At 67.6% G+C, this 15,184-nt stretch carries 11 protein-coding genes; 7 read left to right on the forward strand and 4 right to left on the reverse strand.

Features of this window, described 5'->3' with window-relative positions; genetic code table 11:
• Positions 1 to 56 precede the first annotated feature (56 nt).
• On the reverse strand, positions 57 to 2,243 hold the full coding sequence (locus ACFQE9_RS00905; RefSeq protein WP_379739076.1) for a BGTF surface domain-containing protein: 2,187 nt from the start codon (positions 2,241 to 2,243) through the stop codon (positions 57 to 59).
• A 296-nt stretch (positions 2,244 to 2,539) separates the two neighbouring features.
• On the opposite strand from ACFQE9_RS00905, the gene ACFQE9_RS00910 reads away from it, so the two are divergent.
• A complete protein-coding gene (locus ACFQE9_RS00910; protein WP_379739079.1) occupies positions 2,540 to 2,821 on the forward strand; it encodes a toxin-antitoxin system TumE family protein in 282 nt (93 codons plus the stop codon).
• Positions 2,822 to 2,846: 25 nt separating this feature from the next.
• The gene (locus tag ACFQE9_RS00915) at positions 2,847 to 3,278 is read left to right on the forward strand and encodes an HVO_A0114 family putative DNA-binding protein (protein ID WP_379739082.1); all 432 of its coding nucleotides are present in this window, start codon (positions 2,847 to 2,849) and stop codon (positions 3,276 to 3,278) included.
• 70 nt (positions 3,279 to 3,348) lie between these two features.
• Here ACFQE9_RS00915 and ACFQE9_RS00920 read toward each other — a convergent pair whose 3' ends face one another.
• The 3 genes from ACFQE9_RS00920 to ACFQE9_RS00930 form a co-directional block, all read right to left on the reverse strand.
• Positions 3,349 to 5,835: an efflux RND transporter permease subunit gene (locus ACFQE9_RS00920; RefSeq protein WP_379739085.1), complete on the reverse strand. Its 2,487-nt coding sequence runs from the start codon at positions 5,833 to 5,835 to the stop codon at positions 3,349 to 3,351.
• 74 nt (positions 5,836 to 5,909) lie between these two features.
• Positions 5,910 to 7,556, reverse strand: coding sequence for a COG1361 S-layer family protein (locus ACFQE9_RS00925; protein WP_379739088.1), 1,647 nt, complete (start codon positions 7,554 to 7,556; stop codon positions 5,910 to 5,912).
• Positions 7,557 to 7,759: 203 nt separating this feature from the next.
• Complete coding sequence (locus ACFQE9_RS00930) at positions 7,760 to 8,140, reverse strand: DUF7475 family protein (RefSeq protein WP_379739091.1); 381 nt, start codon at positions 8,138 to 8,140, stop codon at positions 7,760 to 7,762.
• A gap of 116 nt (positions 8,141 to 8,256) precedes the next feature.
• Between ACFQE9_RS00930 and mutL the strand changes: the two genes are divergently transcribed.
• The 5 genes from mutL to ACFQE9_RS00955 all read left to right on the forward strand — a co-directional run bounded on the left by mutL (position 8,257) and on the right by ACFQE9_RS00955 (position 15,099).
• The gene (mutL, locus tag ACFQE9_RS00935; protein ID WP_379739094.1) at positions 8,257 to 10,710 is read left to right on the forward strand and encodes a DNA mismatch repair endonuclease MutL; all 2,454 of its coding nucleotides are present in this window, start codon (positions 8,257 to 8,259) and stop codon (positions 10,708 to 10,710) included.
• 142 nt (positions 10,711 to 10,852) lie between these two features.
• The gene (locus tag ACFQE9_RS00940; RefSeq protein WP_379739097.1) at positions 10,853 to 12,244 is read left to right on the forward strand and encodes an extracellular solute-binding protein; all 1,392 of its coding nucleotides are present in this window, start codon (positions 10,853 to 10,855) and stop codon (positions 12,242 to 12,244) included.
• Positions 12,245 to 12,247: 3 nt separating this feature from the next.
• Positions 12,248 to 13,165 (forward strand): carbohydrate ABC transporter permease, encoded by a 918-nt coding sequence (locus tag ACFQE9_RS00945; protein ID WP_379739100.1) that lies wholly within the window; start codon positions 12,248 to 12,250, stop codon positions 13,163 to 13,165.
• Entirely contained in the window at positions 13,165 to 13,995 is an 831-nt protein-coding gene (locus ACFQE9_RS00950; protein ID WP_379739103.1) for a carbohydrate ABC transporter permease, read from the forward strand. Before ACFQE9_RS00945 ends, ACFQE9_RS00950 begins: the two co-directional genes overlap by 1 nt.
• 3 nt (positions 13,996 to 13,998) lie before the next feature.
• The gene (locus ACFQE9_RS00955) at positions 13,999 to 15,099 is read left to right on the forward strand and encodes an ABC transporter ATP-binding protein (protein WP_379739106.1); all 1,101 of its coding nucleotides are present in this window, start codon (positions 13,999 to 14,001) and stop codon (positions 15,097 to 15,099) included.
• The last annotated feature ends 85 nt before the right edge of the window (positions 15,100 to 15,184 follow it).

Below are 15,184 nucleotides of genomic sequence, written 5' to 3' on the forward strand. Positions count from 1 at the left end.
GAGTCGCGATCCCACACTCGCTCGAACGCGCGAACGCGTGAACGCCCGAACCGACCTCACGCCCCGCCGTGGCGTCGAATCCCGACCGCGACAGCGATCGAGACCACGAGCCCCACGATCGCGGCGCCGACGCCGAACCCGGGCGTCTCCTCGACGAGGTCCGATGGGGGATCCTCGGTGAACGTGGGGAGGTCGCTCCGGGGCGTCCCGGCGGTCGTCGGGGCTCCGGGACCGACGATCGTCGCGTTCGCCGTCGCGATGGCTCCCTCGGCCTCGGTCTCGAAGCTCACCTCGGCGGTGTCGCCGGGGGACGCCTCCGTGAGGTTGAACGTCCCGGCGAAGCTCCCGTCCGTCCCCACCTCGACGGTCGCGAGTTGGACGTACGACAGCGAGGCGGTCTCGCCGGAGGCCACCCGCAGGGTCGCCTCCGTTCCCGGCGCCAGGTTCGTCTCCCCGGCGACCCGGACCGGCCGGTCGCTCCGCAGCCGAAGGGTCCCCTGGCCGTCCTCGCCGGCGTCTCCACCTCCCGTACCGTCACCGCCGCCCGCTTCGTCCCCTATCGCCTCGAAGCTCGCGTGGGGGGGTGCAACGGAGAAGTTCGTCTCGCCGGTGGCGTTCTCGCCGGGATCGAGGTACGGGAAGGCGGGCTGGCCCGGATCGCCGCCGGCGCCGCCCAGCAGTCCGCGGTAGAACGTCTGGATGTGGCGGTCCTCGCGGTCGAACAGGAACGGTTCCTCCGGGTCGCTCTCGTAGTCCATCGACGCCGAGAAGTCGCGTCCGCCGTCGCCCGTCCCCGGATCGAAGGCGTCGACCTCGCGCGTGTCCACGACCACGTACAGCTCGCCCGCCTCCTCGTCGGCGTAGACCGCGACCGTCTCGGGGTCGACCTCGGAGAGGTCGAGCACCTCGAAGGGCGAGTCCACGCTCCCGCTCGGGCCCGGACCCTGCAACACCGGCCCGCTCTCGGCCTCGACCGCGAAGCGTACGCCCTCGCCCGTGCGCGTCTCGAGTTCCGCGAGGGTGTTCGGGGAGAAGCCCTCCTCAAGCGACGCGAAGTCGCCCTCGATCGCGACCAGGTGTCCGTAGATCCCGGTCGCCTCCGCCTCGATCACCAGTCGGTCGCCGGCGGCCACGGACTCGCGCGGACCCATCGACTCCTGGAGCGCCGTCCGGTTTTCGGCCGCGTCGGCGGGGCCGGCCGGCGCGGCCCGGATCGAGACGTCCTCGATCCCCGGCCGGGAGAGGTCGATCGTCGCACGGCCGAGCGGTGCGGCCTCCGTGATCGCCTCGGCCGCCTCGTCCGTCCCGCCCGCGTCGCCCTCCGTCGCCGCCATCGCGGAGGTTCCCGGCTCGGCCTCGCCCGGCGAGGTGGAACCCGCCTCGAGGACGCGAAACTCGCCGGACGTGCCGGCGGCGATCGGGTACGTGCCGGGCTGGATCGGGCGGGCGAGCTGGTCGATCCCGCGGTCGGTGTCCGCGGAGACGATCAGCCCCAGCTCCGCGAGGTAGGCGTCGAAACCCGGGAGTGGCTCGCCGTCGGCGCCGACGAACGTCGGCCCGTTCTCGCCGGAGGGAAGCCGCCCGTGGACCGCGCTCCGGACCTCGTCGCCCGGGGAGTGGTAGACCAGATCCGCGTTCGTGGCGCTCACGCTGTCGCTCGTCCCGAGGGTTCTGGTGTTCACGGAGACGGTCACCTCGCCGTCGTCGTCGGCGTCCACGAGGTAGAGCACGTCGATGAAGCCGGCCTCCGCGCTCCCGATCTGGACGTACGCGTGGTCGGGAACGTCGTCGCCGGCGCCGGCGTCGTCCGCGTCGGCACCATCGTCCGAATGGGAGTCGTCGCCCGGCCCGTCCTCGTCGACTCGCTCCGAGAGGTCCAGCGTCAGCGTGACGACGTCGCCGGCGGGGTCCTCGTAGGTCGCCTCGCTCCAGCCGCCGGTTCGCTCCTCGCCGTCTATCCGGATCGTCGCGTTCTCCGTCGATTCCGTATCCGTCCCCGAACCCGGATCGACGGTCCGGCCGGTCTCGGCGGTCGCGCCGGTCGCGTTGACCTCCACGGTTTCGGCGGACGCGACGTCTCCAGCGGACGCGGCGTCACCTCCGATCGCGATCCCACCGTCACCCGCCGCGGTCCCGCCGGTCGCGGCGACCGGGACGGTCGCGAGCGAGCAGAGGGCCGCAACGCAAAGCGCCGCGAGGAGGGCCGCCCGCGCCGTCGTTCGAATGGGTGTATCGCGTGTCATCGTTCGGTAGGTGGGAGGGCCTGGACCGGAACGGGGCGATGGCCGGCGATCCGGGCGTCGTCGACGCCTCGAGATCCGCGACGTTCGAGGGGACGGACACCGGGCCGGGACGGACCGCCGTCTCGGGTACGGGGGCGTTCACCCGGAAAGAACGATGGAGGGGGTAAATACTTTGGGCGATGGACCGAGAGCGGTTTCCACGGAACCGGCTTCGTGCCACCGGCAGTGAATCGACCCGATATGATGGTGTTCACCCCATAGAGTTATTGTGATGTGGAACGATCCATCATACGTCGATGGACGCTCGGACCATCCGGGACTTCACGAACACCTTCGAGGGCCATGTCGAACGACAGACGATCATCGAGACGGACGATCCGGCGTACCCGTCGGGCTACAAGTACTCGCTCCACTTCGGAACGCTCGACGGGGAGACGATACTCCGATACGACAACTCCCACGAGGACACGAAAGGACACGAGCGCCACACGTCCGAGGACGTGATGGAAATCGAGTTTCCCGGAATGCTCGAACTCGTGGAACGCTTCGAGGAGGAGATCGCCGAACGCCGGTCGTAACCCACCAACCGACGCCACCCAAACCATGACGGAACTCGAGCAAACCCCCGACGATCGAACGCTCCACGTCTACGTGGGAGCGGAGAATCGACTCCGAAAACGAACCAAAGAGATGATCCGGGCAGCCGAATCCGACGACGACCGAGAGGAGATCGGACACGTCCACGTCCTCAACTTCGAATCCGAGGCCGAACTCGCCCGACTCCTGAGTCCCGCGAACTTGGAACTCCTGCGGGCGATCCGCCAGCACCGGCCGGAGAGCATGCGGGCGGCCGCAGATCTGGTGGATCGGGACTTCAAGCAGGTCCATCAAAACCTCACGGAACTCTCCGAACTCGGCGTCATCGAATTGGTGTCGGAGGGACGATCGAAGCGTCCCGTCGCGCAGTACGACGACATTCAAGTCCACTACTCGCTCGTGAACGGCGAACCGGCGAGCGAACGAGCCGGTGCGTAGTTGGGCATACCACCTCTTCCGGGTGCCGCGATCCTGACGCGACCACGGGGGATCGTCCGATCGTGGCCCCTCATGAACTCCCGCTCGCCGTGCCGGCGAGCCCCGCAAGGGACCCCGCCTCGTCGTAGCGGGCCCACAGCAACACCGCGGGGGGGAGGGCGACGACGGACATGACGAACGAGTAGGTCACGCTCAGCGCCATCAGGAGCCCGAAGTCGCCGAGAACGGGCGTGATGGCGAGCGCGAGCGCCCCGGTCCCGAGCGAGGTGGTGAGCATGCTGCCCAGGAGCGCGCCGCCGGTTCCCGAGAGCGTGATCACCATCGCCTCGTGGGCGCCGGCGCCGGCGTTGTACTCGTCGATGAACCGGTGGGTGGTGTGGACGGAGTAGGCGATCCCCAGTCCGATGGAGATGGAGAGGATCGTCGCCGTGAGCGCGTTCAGCGACATGCCGAGATATCGCATCGTCCCGATCAGGTAGGCGATCGCGATCAGGATGGGGAAGACGTTGACGATCCCGAGCATCGGCTTGCCCTCCAGAACCCCGTAGGCGATCACGAGGAAGACGCCCGTGAGCCCGACGGCCAGGATCATCCCCTCGATCGCGGAGGTGAAGATGAGGTCGGTGACGGCGTCGAAGACGACGATGGAGCCGGTCGCCGTGGCCGAATACCGGAACTCCTCGGCGAACTCCCGGGTGTCGGCGGCGGCCTCGTCCTGGGAGGCGTCCGACTCGATGGCGTAGTCGACCTGCGCGCTGCGGCGGTCCTCCGTCAGGTACCGCTCGGCCCGGTCGCCCGCCGGGGATGCGAACAGCTCGTCGTAGATCCGCTCGAGGTTCTGGTCGGGAATTCCGTCCCCATCACGGTCGTTTCGGGCGACGAGCGCCGCGAACTCCGGGTCCCGTTCGGCGTGGGAATCGATCACCGTGACGATGCTCTGCGGCCGTGCGCCGCCGCCGGAACCGACCGCGAGCGAGTCGGGCGGGTCCTCGTTCGGGGCCGAAAGCGCCTCGAGGGCGTGGCCCTCCTCGAAGTTGCCCTCGACGTACAGCTTCACCGACTGGTCCTGGTTGGTCGCGAACCGGTCCTCGAGGAGGTTGATCGTCTCCGTGACGGTGTACTCGCCGGGCGCGAACGGCTCCGGGAGGACGGTCACGTAGCCGGGCTGTTCCTCCGGCGGCAGGAAGTCCTCCGTCTCGAAGGAGGTGTCGACGCCGCTGCCGTAGGCGGCCGCGACGCCGCCGGAGAGGAGCAGCGCGATCACGAACACGACCGGCGCGTACCGGCTCACGACGGCGGGGAACGCGAGCGCCCGGCCGAGCGCGGACTCCTCGGAGGCGATCGGCTTGGAGTTGAACTCGGGAACGCCGAAGTCGGCGCGCAGCCGGTCGACCTCCAGCTTCGCGGCGGGGAGGAAGAGCCCGAAGATGAGGAACGTGAAGACGATCCCGATCGCCGAGGCGATCCCCATGTTCCGGATCGGGGTGAGATCCGAGATCACGTTGGCCCCGAACCCGAAGACGGTCGTCACCGTGACGATGACGAAGGCGATCATGAGCTGGTTGTTCGCCTCGCGCATCGCCTCGGTCGCCTCGAACCCCTGGACCGTCTCCTCGCGGTAGCGGTTGATGATGTGGATCCCGAAGTCCACCCCGACCGCGAGCAGCAACACCGGCACGGAGATCATCTGCTGGTTGAACGGGATGCCGGAGTAGCCGAGGAAGCCGAACGTCCAGACGACCGTCATCAAAAGCGCCAACAGCCCGAGCGCGAGGTCGATCGGATCGCGGTAGGCGACCGTCAGGAAGCCCAACAGCAGGACGACGACGACGGGCATCACGATGGTGAGCGAGTCGCCGATGACGTTGCCCATCTCCGCGTTCGTGATCCCCGAACCGAACGCCCGGATGTCGCCCGGCTCGTCGCTCGCGATCGACTGGACGTCCGTCTGAACGTCGGTTAGGTCCCCGGAGGAGAACCCGCTCGGAACGTCGTGGGAGACGACGGTGATCGACGCCGAGGCGGAGGGATCGCTCGGATTGAAGTCCTCCGAGAGGGTTCTCGAAAACGCGGGGTTCTCCGCCGCCAGTCGCCGCACCGTCCGACGGATCTCCGTCGGCGTGGACCCCTCGACGACGCGCCGCTGTTCGGCCGCCGTCGTCGCGGAGGGATCGATGGCCTGTGCGACGATCGGCGCGGGGCCGCTCGCGGACTCCATCCGGAGGTCCTCGCGCTTTTCGACGCGCTCTATGACCCGGAGGTTGCGCACGAGCGCCCGCTTCGTGAGGACGTTGTCGCCCGTGTGGATCAGCTGTGTCGACTCGCTCTCGGGGGTGAATGGGTCCTCGAACTCCTCGTTGACCGCGTCGAGCGCCTGCTGTTCGGGGAGGTCCTCGGTGAACCCCTCGGTGGAGTCCGTCTCGGTGCTGATGAGCCCGAACCCGCCCATGAACACGACGGTGAGGACGAGGAAGGCGATCACCACGGTCCGCGGGCTGTCGACGATCGTGTCGTTGAGCCGTCTCGTCGCCGCCTCGATCCGATCGCCGAGAGTCATGAACGTGGACCTCCGACTCCGTCTCCGGGCGCTCGAGAGCCGTTACTCGTCGGCCAGTGGCCGCCGATCATCGGCTACTGCCTCCGGTACCAGACCGCTCCCGCCACCGCCACCAGGACGACCGCCGCCAGGATGAGCGGGAGCGGCAGTCCGCCGTCCTCACCCTCGACCACGTCGATCGGCATCCGAACCGTGTTCGACAGCTGGCTGTTTCCGTCCGCGTCGTCGTAGCGGAAGTCGAAGGAGATCGGGTAGGTCTTCTCGGGCGTCGCGGAGGCGGCCGCGGTCAGCTCGAAGGTCACGGTGACCGTCTCGCCCGGCTCGATCGACTGGACGTACCCGGTGTCCGTCTGGCCCGTATCGAGCGGGTCGTCGGCGAACAGCCGCGCCTCGACGTCGCTCGCCGTCTCGTCGAGGTTGTTCGTCACCTCGACCGAGAGGGTCCGCGAGCCGCCCGACTCGATCGTCGAGTTCGCGATCGCGACGTCGAACTGGTCGCGCTCGGGTGCGACCTCCGCGAGCACGTCGAGCTTCTCGTAGGCGCGCCGGTCCCCGTCCTGGTTGCGGTAGCGGACGGCGAACTCGAGCGACTTCGCGCCCGCCTCCGCCTCGCTGCTCACCTCGAGCGGGAGCGTGAAGGACGCGGACTCGCCCGGATCGAGCGACCCCACGGCGGCCGACTCCTCTATGGGGACGACGCTCGAGGAGTCGTCGGCGTATCGAACGACGACGCTGTCCGCCCTCTGGGGGCCGACGTTCGTGACGGTTCCCTCGATCTCGCCATCTTCGCCGGCCCGAAGCGACGAGGAGACGTCCTGGAGGTCGAACGACTGCTCGGGGGCGGTCGCGATCCCGGCCGTCATCGGTCTGGAGGTCGTGTTGATCCCGTCGGTGTCCTCGTAGTTCACGGAGAGGTCGACCGTGTATCCTCGGCGGGCGGCGTCGGAGGCGAGCGCCACGCTGTAGTTGATCGTGCGCGTCTCGCCCGGCTCCCACTCGCCGACGAACGCGGTCGAGCTCGTGTCGCCGGACTCGAAGGTCAACGCGCCGCTTCTCGACTCGGCGACGACGCTCGCGTCGCCGGCCGGCTCCGAGCCGACGTTGCGAAGGGTCATGGAGACGTCGCTCTCGTCGCCGATCTGCGCCGTCGCGTTCGTGTCGACGACCTCGAAGCGGGCGTCCTCGGTGACTTCGACCGTGATCGATCCGGTCCGCGAGCGCGTGAACTCCCCGTAGTCCGTGCCGTAGGCGTCGTAATCGACGAGGCGGGTGAACTGGTACTCGTACTCGATCGGGATCCGGTAGGTGCCCGGTTCGGCCCCTTCCGCGATCGTGATCGGGACGGTCATTTCCGAGGAGCCGGTCGGCAGATTCCCGACCGCGATCTGGCCGGTTCGGACGTCGATCGGGACGTTCGAGTCGTCGAGTTCCATGGTCATCCCGCGGGCGGTGGTGACGCGCTCCTCGTACTGGGCGGGACCGCCCTTGTCGATCCTCCCGCGGTTCGTGATCGCGATGGAGAGTTCACCGAGGGAGCCGGCGGGAACCTCGCCGGAGGCCGTCGCGAAGGTGATGTCGGGCTGGCCGATCACCTCCCCGGACTGCTGTGTCTGTGCGGCGACGCCGCCGGGAACGCCGGCGAGGGCGGGACCGACGACGACGGACCCGACGAGAACGACGACGAGGGCGACGACGAGCGTTGGCGGGCGATTCTGTCTCATGGGCGAACACCGGAGGATGGAGTGTCTCTCATTCGTTGGTGACGGGGGGGACGTGAGTCGGGACCGGCGACGGCGATGCGTCGGCGATCCGGGGCGAACGGTCGGAGGACTGTGCGGCGATCATCGACTGACTAACTACTTAGTCACATTCTCGAGGGGTCGCATATCAATCCGTTGGTTTTCGGTTCGAACGGCGGACGGGATCACGATTCGGTCCGGTAGAGCCCGATCGCCGCGGCGGCCAGGATCACCTCGGCGACCTTGGAGGCGATCGAGAGGGGGTTCACCTGCCCGCCGAACGCGAAGAACGCGACGAACGTCGCGAGCGCGTACGCGCCCGCCACGAGGTACAGCTCCCGGCGCCAGTACCGCGTGAAGAACAGGGCGATCCCGCCGAGATAGCCCGCCCCGTTCAGATAGAACAGGATCCCGGTCGTGCGGCTGAACCCGATCACCTGCGGCGCGAGAAACAGGTGGATCCCCGCGGAGACCAGGGCCGCGAGGACCGCGATGTACGCGACGGGCGAGGAGGGTCTTCGAAACGTCGAACGAGCGCCGCCGTCGGTCGCAGTTCGCGTCGCCATGGCGAAACCATGTCGGCCAGCCATAAAGAAATATCTCCGAACGGGACGGTCCCGAACCTCGTCTCCGGGTATGCCGCCCCAACAGTTGAAGTGCGGCGATGGCCGAGAGGTGGCATATGAACGAGGACGACGGGCGCGACGGAACGCCGACCGGGGGAGGAGATCCCCCGTCCGGCTCGGGCGCGGCCATCCGGCGGCTGGACGAGCGCACGATCCAGCAGATCGCGGCAGGAGAGGTCGTCGAGCGTCCGGCCTCGATCGTCAAGGAACTGGTCGAGAACGCCCTCGACGCCGACGCATCGCGGATCGCGGTCGCGGTGACCGGCGGCGGAACCGAGCGCATCCGCGTCCGCGACGACGGGGTGGGGATCCCCCCGAACCAGCTGCCCGAGGCGGTGGCCGAACACGCCACCTCGAAGATCGGCGACATCGACGACCTGGAGTCGGGGGTCGGAACGCTCGGGTTCCGCGGGGAGGCGCTCTACACGATCGGCGCGGTCTCCAGGCTCACGATCCGGTCGCGTCCGCGCCCGGAGGCGTACGGGGATTCGAAGGAGGACCCGAGCGACGGGGATCCGAGCGTGGGCGTCGACGCCGACTCGGGAGCCGAGATCACGGTCGAGGGCGGCGAAGTCGAGGAGGTCCGCCCCGCGGGCTGTCCGGTCGGCACCACGGTCGAAGTCGAGGACGTCTTCTACAACACGCCCGCCCGCGAGAAGTTCCTGAAGACGGACGCCACGGAGTTCGACCACGTGAATCGGGTCCTCACCCAGTACGCGCTCGCGAACCCCGACGTGGCGGTCTCGCTCGAACACGACGGTCGCGAGACGTTCGCGACCGAGGGAAACGGCGACCTCGAGAGCGCCGTGCTCGCCGTCTACGGGCGCGACGTCGCGACGTCCATGCGTCAAGTGGAGTGGCGACCGACGGAGAACGAAACGAAGGCGGGATCGGAGTCCGGTGCGATCGATGAGGAGACGAACGCGCCGGGAGCCGACGACGGGGACCCGGTTCGGCGCGTCCACGGACTCGTCTCCCACCCCGAGACCACGCGCGCGAGCCGGGAGTACCTCTCCACGTTCGTCAACGGCCGGTACGTCCGGTCGAGCACGCTCCGAAACGCCGTGGTGGACGCCTACGGCGGCCAGCTGTCGGCCGATCGCTATCCCTTCGCGGTCCTCTTCGTCGAGGTGCCGGCGGAGACCGTGGACGTGAACGTCCACCCCCGCAAGACGGAGATCCGTTTCGACGCGGAGGCGGCCGTCCGCGACGCGGTCGAGACGGCCGTCGAGCGCGCGCTGCTCGATCACGGACTGGTCCGCTCGGGCGCCCCGCGCGGCCGGTCGGCCCCCGCGGAAACCCCGATCGAACCGGAACGTCCCGGAACCGAGGTTCGGGGCGGCGCCGGAGCGGGTGATGATCTGGGAGCGGACGACGGGGCTGACACGGCGGCCGAGGGAGCGACTCGCGACGACGCGACGATCGAACTCGATCCGGACGACGAGGACGCCTGGCTCGTCGAGGGGCTCTCAGAGCCGGAGACGTCGATCGACGTCGGGACGGGGACGACTGATGGAACGGACGCCGAACGAAGCAGCGAGGGCGAGGAGGAAGAGGTGGGCGAGGAGGACGTGGTTGACGAGGACGGAGAGACCGAGATCGGTGAGACGGGAGCCGGAGAGCCCGAAGGGGACGAGACGACCACTCACCACGCACGCGCGAACCGGGAGGAGGCGACGGACGTGAACGCGTCGCCCTCCCCGCGAACGTGGCAACGCGAGGATCCGGACGGGAGCGACGTGTCGCCACGTGCGGAGACGGCCCCGAGCCGAGCGTCGACGGATCGATCCCACGATCCGGGTTCGGACTCGGCTACGGGAAGCGATTGGGAACGGATCCGGTCGTTCCCCAGTCCGAACGAGCAGGAGACGCTCGACGGCGAGACGACCGCGGGGACCGAACGGGCGTTCGACTCGCTGCCGCGGCTTCGGGTCCTCGGACAGCTCCACGGGACGTACGTGGTCGCGGAGACGGACGAGGGGCTCGCCCTCATCGACCAGCACGCCGCCGACGAGCGCGTCAACTACGAGCGGCTGCAGACGGCGTTCGCCGACGGGATGGACGCCCAGGCGCTCGCCGAGCCGGTGACCGTCGAGCTGACGGCGCGGGAGGCCGCGCTCCTCGGGGAGTTCGAGGAGTCGCTCCGCGAGATCGGGTTCCGAACGGAGCGGTCCGGCGACCGGGAGGTCATCGTCTCCGCGGTTCCGGCGGTCTTCGATGCGACCCTCGATCCGGAGCTGCTCCGGGACGTGCTCGGGTCGCTCGTAGAGGAGGGATCGGACGACGCCGAGCCGGTCGAGGACGTCGTCGACGAGCTGCTTTCCGACCTGGCCTGCTACCCGTCGATCACCGGAAACACGTCCCTCACGGAGGGATCGGTCGTCGGGCTCCTCGACGCGCTCGACGACTGTGAGAACCCCTGGTCGTGTCCCCACGGGCGACCGGTGGTGATCCGCATCGACGCGGCGGAGATCGACGACCGGTTCGAGCGGGACTATCCGGGCCACTGACCGTTCGGCAATTCGTCACGTCGATCCGGATCGTCGTCACGAGCGGTAGCCCCGGAAGGGCGATCGTCGCCCGAAACGGACGGAATCGGGGACGCAATGCCCATCACAAACCATTATATATAGATCATCCTAAACATGTATCATGGTACGTGAAACCAACACGAGCCGCGTCGATCGACGGTCGTACCTGCGAATCGCGGGGACCGGTGCCATGGTGGGGCTGGCGGGCTGTGGCGGGAACATCGGCGGCGGGGGCGGTGGCGGCGGGCCCGGATCGCAAGTCGAGGACGAAAGCGATCCGGCCGCCTCCTACGAGGGCGTGGAGCTGAACTTCGCGACGAGTTCGAACTACATCGACGCGTGGGACGACCTCGCCGCGGGGTTCTCCGAGGAGACGGGGATCGAGGTGACGGTCACCTCCTACGCCCAAAGCGAGATGCTCACCCAGCTTCTCAACCAGTTCCGGGCACAGGAGGCCTCCTTCGACGCGTTCATCAGCGACGTCATCTGGACGGGATCGTTCATGCAGCCGGGATTCGCTGAGGACCTGGGTCCGTACTTCGACTCCCCGCTGGCGAACGACGACTACGACTACGACGATCACCTGAACGTCTTCGCCGAGAACTACGGCCAGTGGGACGGTACCCGCTACGGGCTTCCGTGGTACGGCGACGTGATGAAGCTCTCAGTTCGCAAGGACGTCCTCGAGGACCACGCCGACGCCTACGAGGAGGAACACGGCGAGTCCATCATGCCCGAGATGTTCGGCGGCTACGAGAGCTACGAGAAGTTCAACCGCGTCGCCCAGTTCATGCACGACGAGGGATGGGACATGGGCCTGGAGGGCCAGCGCGGGTGGAACATCGTCTACAGCTACCCGAACCGCTTCGCCGCCGAGACCGGCGAATCCTCGATGTTGGACGACGAGGGGAACTCCCGGCTCGACATGGAGGGCGCGACGACGGCGCTCCAACACTACATGGACCAGGTCGAGTGGGCGCGCAACCCGCTTTCGACCGGCTACACCCAGAGCCGCGACCAGTTCCTCGACGGCAACACGTGGGCCGTCGAGCAGTGGGGGACCGCGACCGCCAAGTTCATCGACGAGTGGGGCTGGGAGGAGGGCGTTCGCGTCTCCCTCACCCCCGGCGGGTTCCCCAACCTCGGCGGCTGGGGCGTCCTCTTGAACACCTACTCGGACCAGGAGACCAAGGACGCCGCCTTCCTGTTCGCCCAGTGGACCACCTCGAAGGAGATGGACAAATACGCCTTCACCGAACACGGCGTCACGCCGACGCGTCGATCGTCTTTCACCGACGAAATAAAGGAACAGAACCCGCAGGCGCGCTATCAGGACCCCGAGGAGAACCCCGGGATCGAACAGCTCTCACTGCGGCCCCGGAACCCGCAGTACCAGGAGCTGGGCGACACGATGCAGGTCCAGATAAGCGAGGCGCTCTCGGGCAACTCGAGCGCCGAGGAGACGATGCAGAACATCCACGAGGAGTGGCAGGACATCATGAGCGACGACTGATAGATGAGGGCTCTCGACTCCTCAACCGAAGCGGCGCTCCGCGAGCGTCTCGACGACGAGCGGACGATAGCGTGGCTGTTCGTCGCGCCCGCCGTCGCCATGTTGATGCTGGTCGCCATCTACCCGTTCCTGCTCATGATCTACAACAGCCTCTTCGATTTCAATCAGGCCGGGCAGATGGAGGCCTTCGTCGGCCTGGCGAACTACGCGCAGGTGCTCACGGACGGCCGGTTCACGAGCGGGGCGCTCTTCACCGTCGCGTTCGTCGTCATCGTCGTCACCGCGGAGTTCCTGCTCGGGCTCGGCATGTCGCTCGTCATCTACAGCAAGTACGTGAAGCATCGACAGCTGTGGGTCGTCCTCACCCTGCCGCCGATGATGCTCAGCCCCGTCGTCACGGGGTTGACCTGGCGGATGCTTCTCACGCCCGAATACGGGATGGTCAACCACCTCCTCGGCATCGAGATCGCCTGGCTCGCCTCCAGACCGTGGTCGGCGGTGGCGATCGTGGTCTCGGACGTGTGGATGTGGACCCCGCTTTTCGTCCTGGTGTTCACGGCGACGATCCAGTCCATCCCGGACGTCTACTACGAGGCGGCCCGGATCGACGGGATGAGCAAGTGGCAGCAGTTCAAGTGGATCACGCTGCCGCAGATGCGCACGGCCATCGTCATCGTCCTCCTGCTTCGGGTGGTCCGGGCGTTCAAGGTGTTCCCGAAGATACAGGTGCTCACCCTGGGCGGTCCGGGCTCCTACACGGAGTCGATCGCGATGGTGACGTACAACTACGGCTTCCGGTTTTTCGATCTGGGACGGGCCAACGCCGCCGGCGTCCTCTACTGGCTGTTGATGTTCGGCGCGGCCTACCTCATCTTCAAGTCGGTGGCCGAGGACCTCATCTCGCCGGAGGGTGACCACTGATGGACCTGAAGAAGACCTTCAACTACTCCCGGCTCGCGACCCGCGGGGCGGTGGCGGTCCTGTTGGCCCTCTGGATGGTCTGGATCTGGGGTCCCCTCGTGTGGGACCTGTTCGTCGGGCTGTCGGTGGAGCCGCAGACGGCCCCGCCGAGTCTCCTTCCCGACGAGTTCACCTTCGAACACTACCGCAACGTGATCGTCGACGAGGGGATGCCCATCTACATCCGCAACAGCGTCATCGTGACGGCGGTCTCCACGACCGTCTCCGTCGCCGTCGGCGCGCTCGCGGCGTACGCGTTGACCCGCTATGACCCCGGCGACGGACAGGTGAGCTTCTTCATCCTCAGCATGCGCTTTCTGCCGCCCATCGCGATCGCCATCCCCATCTACATGATGTTCGTCGGGATCGGGTGGATCAACACCTGGCGTGTGTTGATGATCGCCTACCTCCCGATCGGGATCCCGATCTCGACGTGGATCATGCTCATCTTCTTCCAGCGGATCCCGAAGGAGCTGGAGGAGGCGAGCCGCGTCGACGGATGGTCCCGGATCCAGACGTGGCGCCGGGTCGTCCTGCCGCTTGCGGCGCCGGGCATCTCGAGTGCCGCGATCTTGACGGCCATCCTGATGTGGAACGAGTACGTGCTGGCGCTGGTCCTCACGACCACCCAGGACGCACAGACGATCCCCATCTACCTCGCCGGGTTCGTCACGACGCGTGGCATCCTGTGGGGCCGGATGGGCGCGGCGACGATGATCGCGATAACCCCCATCGTCATCCTCGCCTTCATCGCACAGGAACGACTGGTCGCCGGATTCACCCTCGAATAACACATGGTAGAAACCACACTCAACGAACTGCGAAAGGAGTACGGAGACGTCGTGGCGGCCGATGACGTGTCGTTGACGCTTCACGACGGCGAGTTCATCGTCCTGCTCGGGCCGTCCGGCTGCGGGAAAAGCACCACGCTGCGGATGATCGCCGGGCTGGAGGAGCCGACGAGCGGGACGATCACCGTCGACGGGGAGGACGTGACCGACATGGGACCGAACAGGCGGGACTTCGCGATGGTGTTCCAGCAGGTCGCGCTCTACCCGCACATGAGCGTGCGGGACAACATCTCCTCGCCGCTCAGAGCGAGCGGCGTCGACGCCGGGACGATCGAGGAGCGCGTCGAACACACCGCCGGGATGTTGAACATCTCGGAGCTGCTCGATCGGAAACCCGGCGAGCTCTCCGGCGGCCAACAACAGCGCGTCGCCATCGGGCGGGCGCTAGTGCGCGAGCCGCGAGCGTTCCTGCTCGACGAGCCGTTCTCGAAGCTCGACCAGAAGCTCCGGATCCAGCTCCAAAAGGAGCTCAAGCGGCTCCAGGAACAGACCGGCGTCCCCACCGTCTTCGTCACCCACGATCAGGAGGAGGCGATGGTGCTCGCCGACCGCATCGCGGTGATGGACGAGGGGAAGCTCCAGCAGGTCGACACCCCGGAGACGCTGTATCGCTTCCCCACCAACGAGTTCGTCGCGGACTTCATCGGCAACCCGACGATGAACTTCTTTTCGGCGTCCATCGAGGGCGGGGAGGCCGTGATCGACGGCGTGACCTACGAGTTCCCCGGCGGCGACGGGGACCTCTCCGAGGTTCGTCGAATGGCCGCCCGCCCGGAGGACGTCATCCCGGTGGCGCCCGACAACGGCGGAGGTCTCCACGCGACGGTCGAGCTCGTGGAGATGCGCGGCTCGACGACGTACCTCATCGTCGACCACGACGGCGAGGAACTCACGGTCCTCCAGCCGGAGGACGAGCGCTTCGAGGAGGGCGACGAGGTGGCGTTGCGCTTCGAGTTCGACGACGTCTCGCTTTTCGACGGCGACGGGGAGCTGGTCCGCCACACCGACGTCGAGGACGAGCCCGTCTCCGCGAACGCCGAGTAGCGAAGGGTTGCCCCTCGAAACCCGATCTCCTCGAGTCCCCGCCGTTCGACCCTCGGCCGCGAGCGGACCACGCGTTCTATATACC

The organism is Halopenitus salinus (assembly GCF_042662125.1).
Taxonomy (GTDB): domain Archaea; phylum Halobacteriota; class Halobacteria; order Halobacteriales; family Haloferacaceae; genus Halopenitus; species Halopenitus salinus.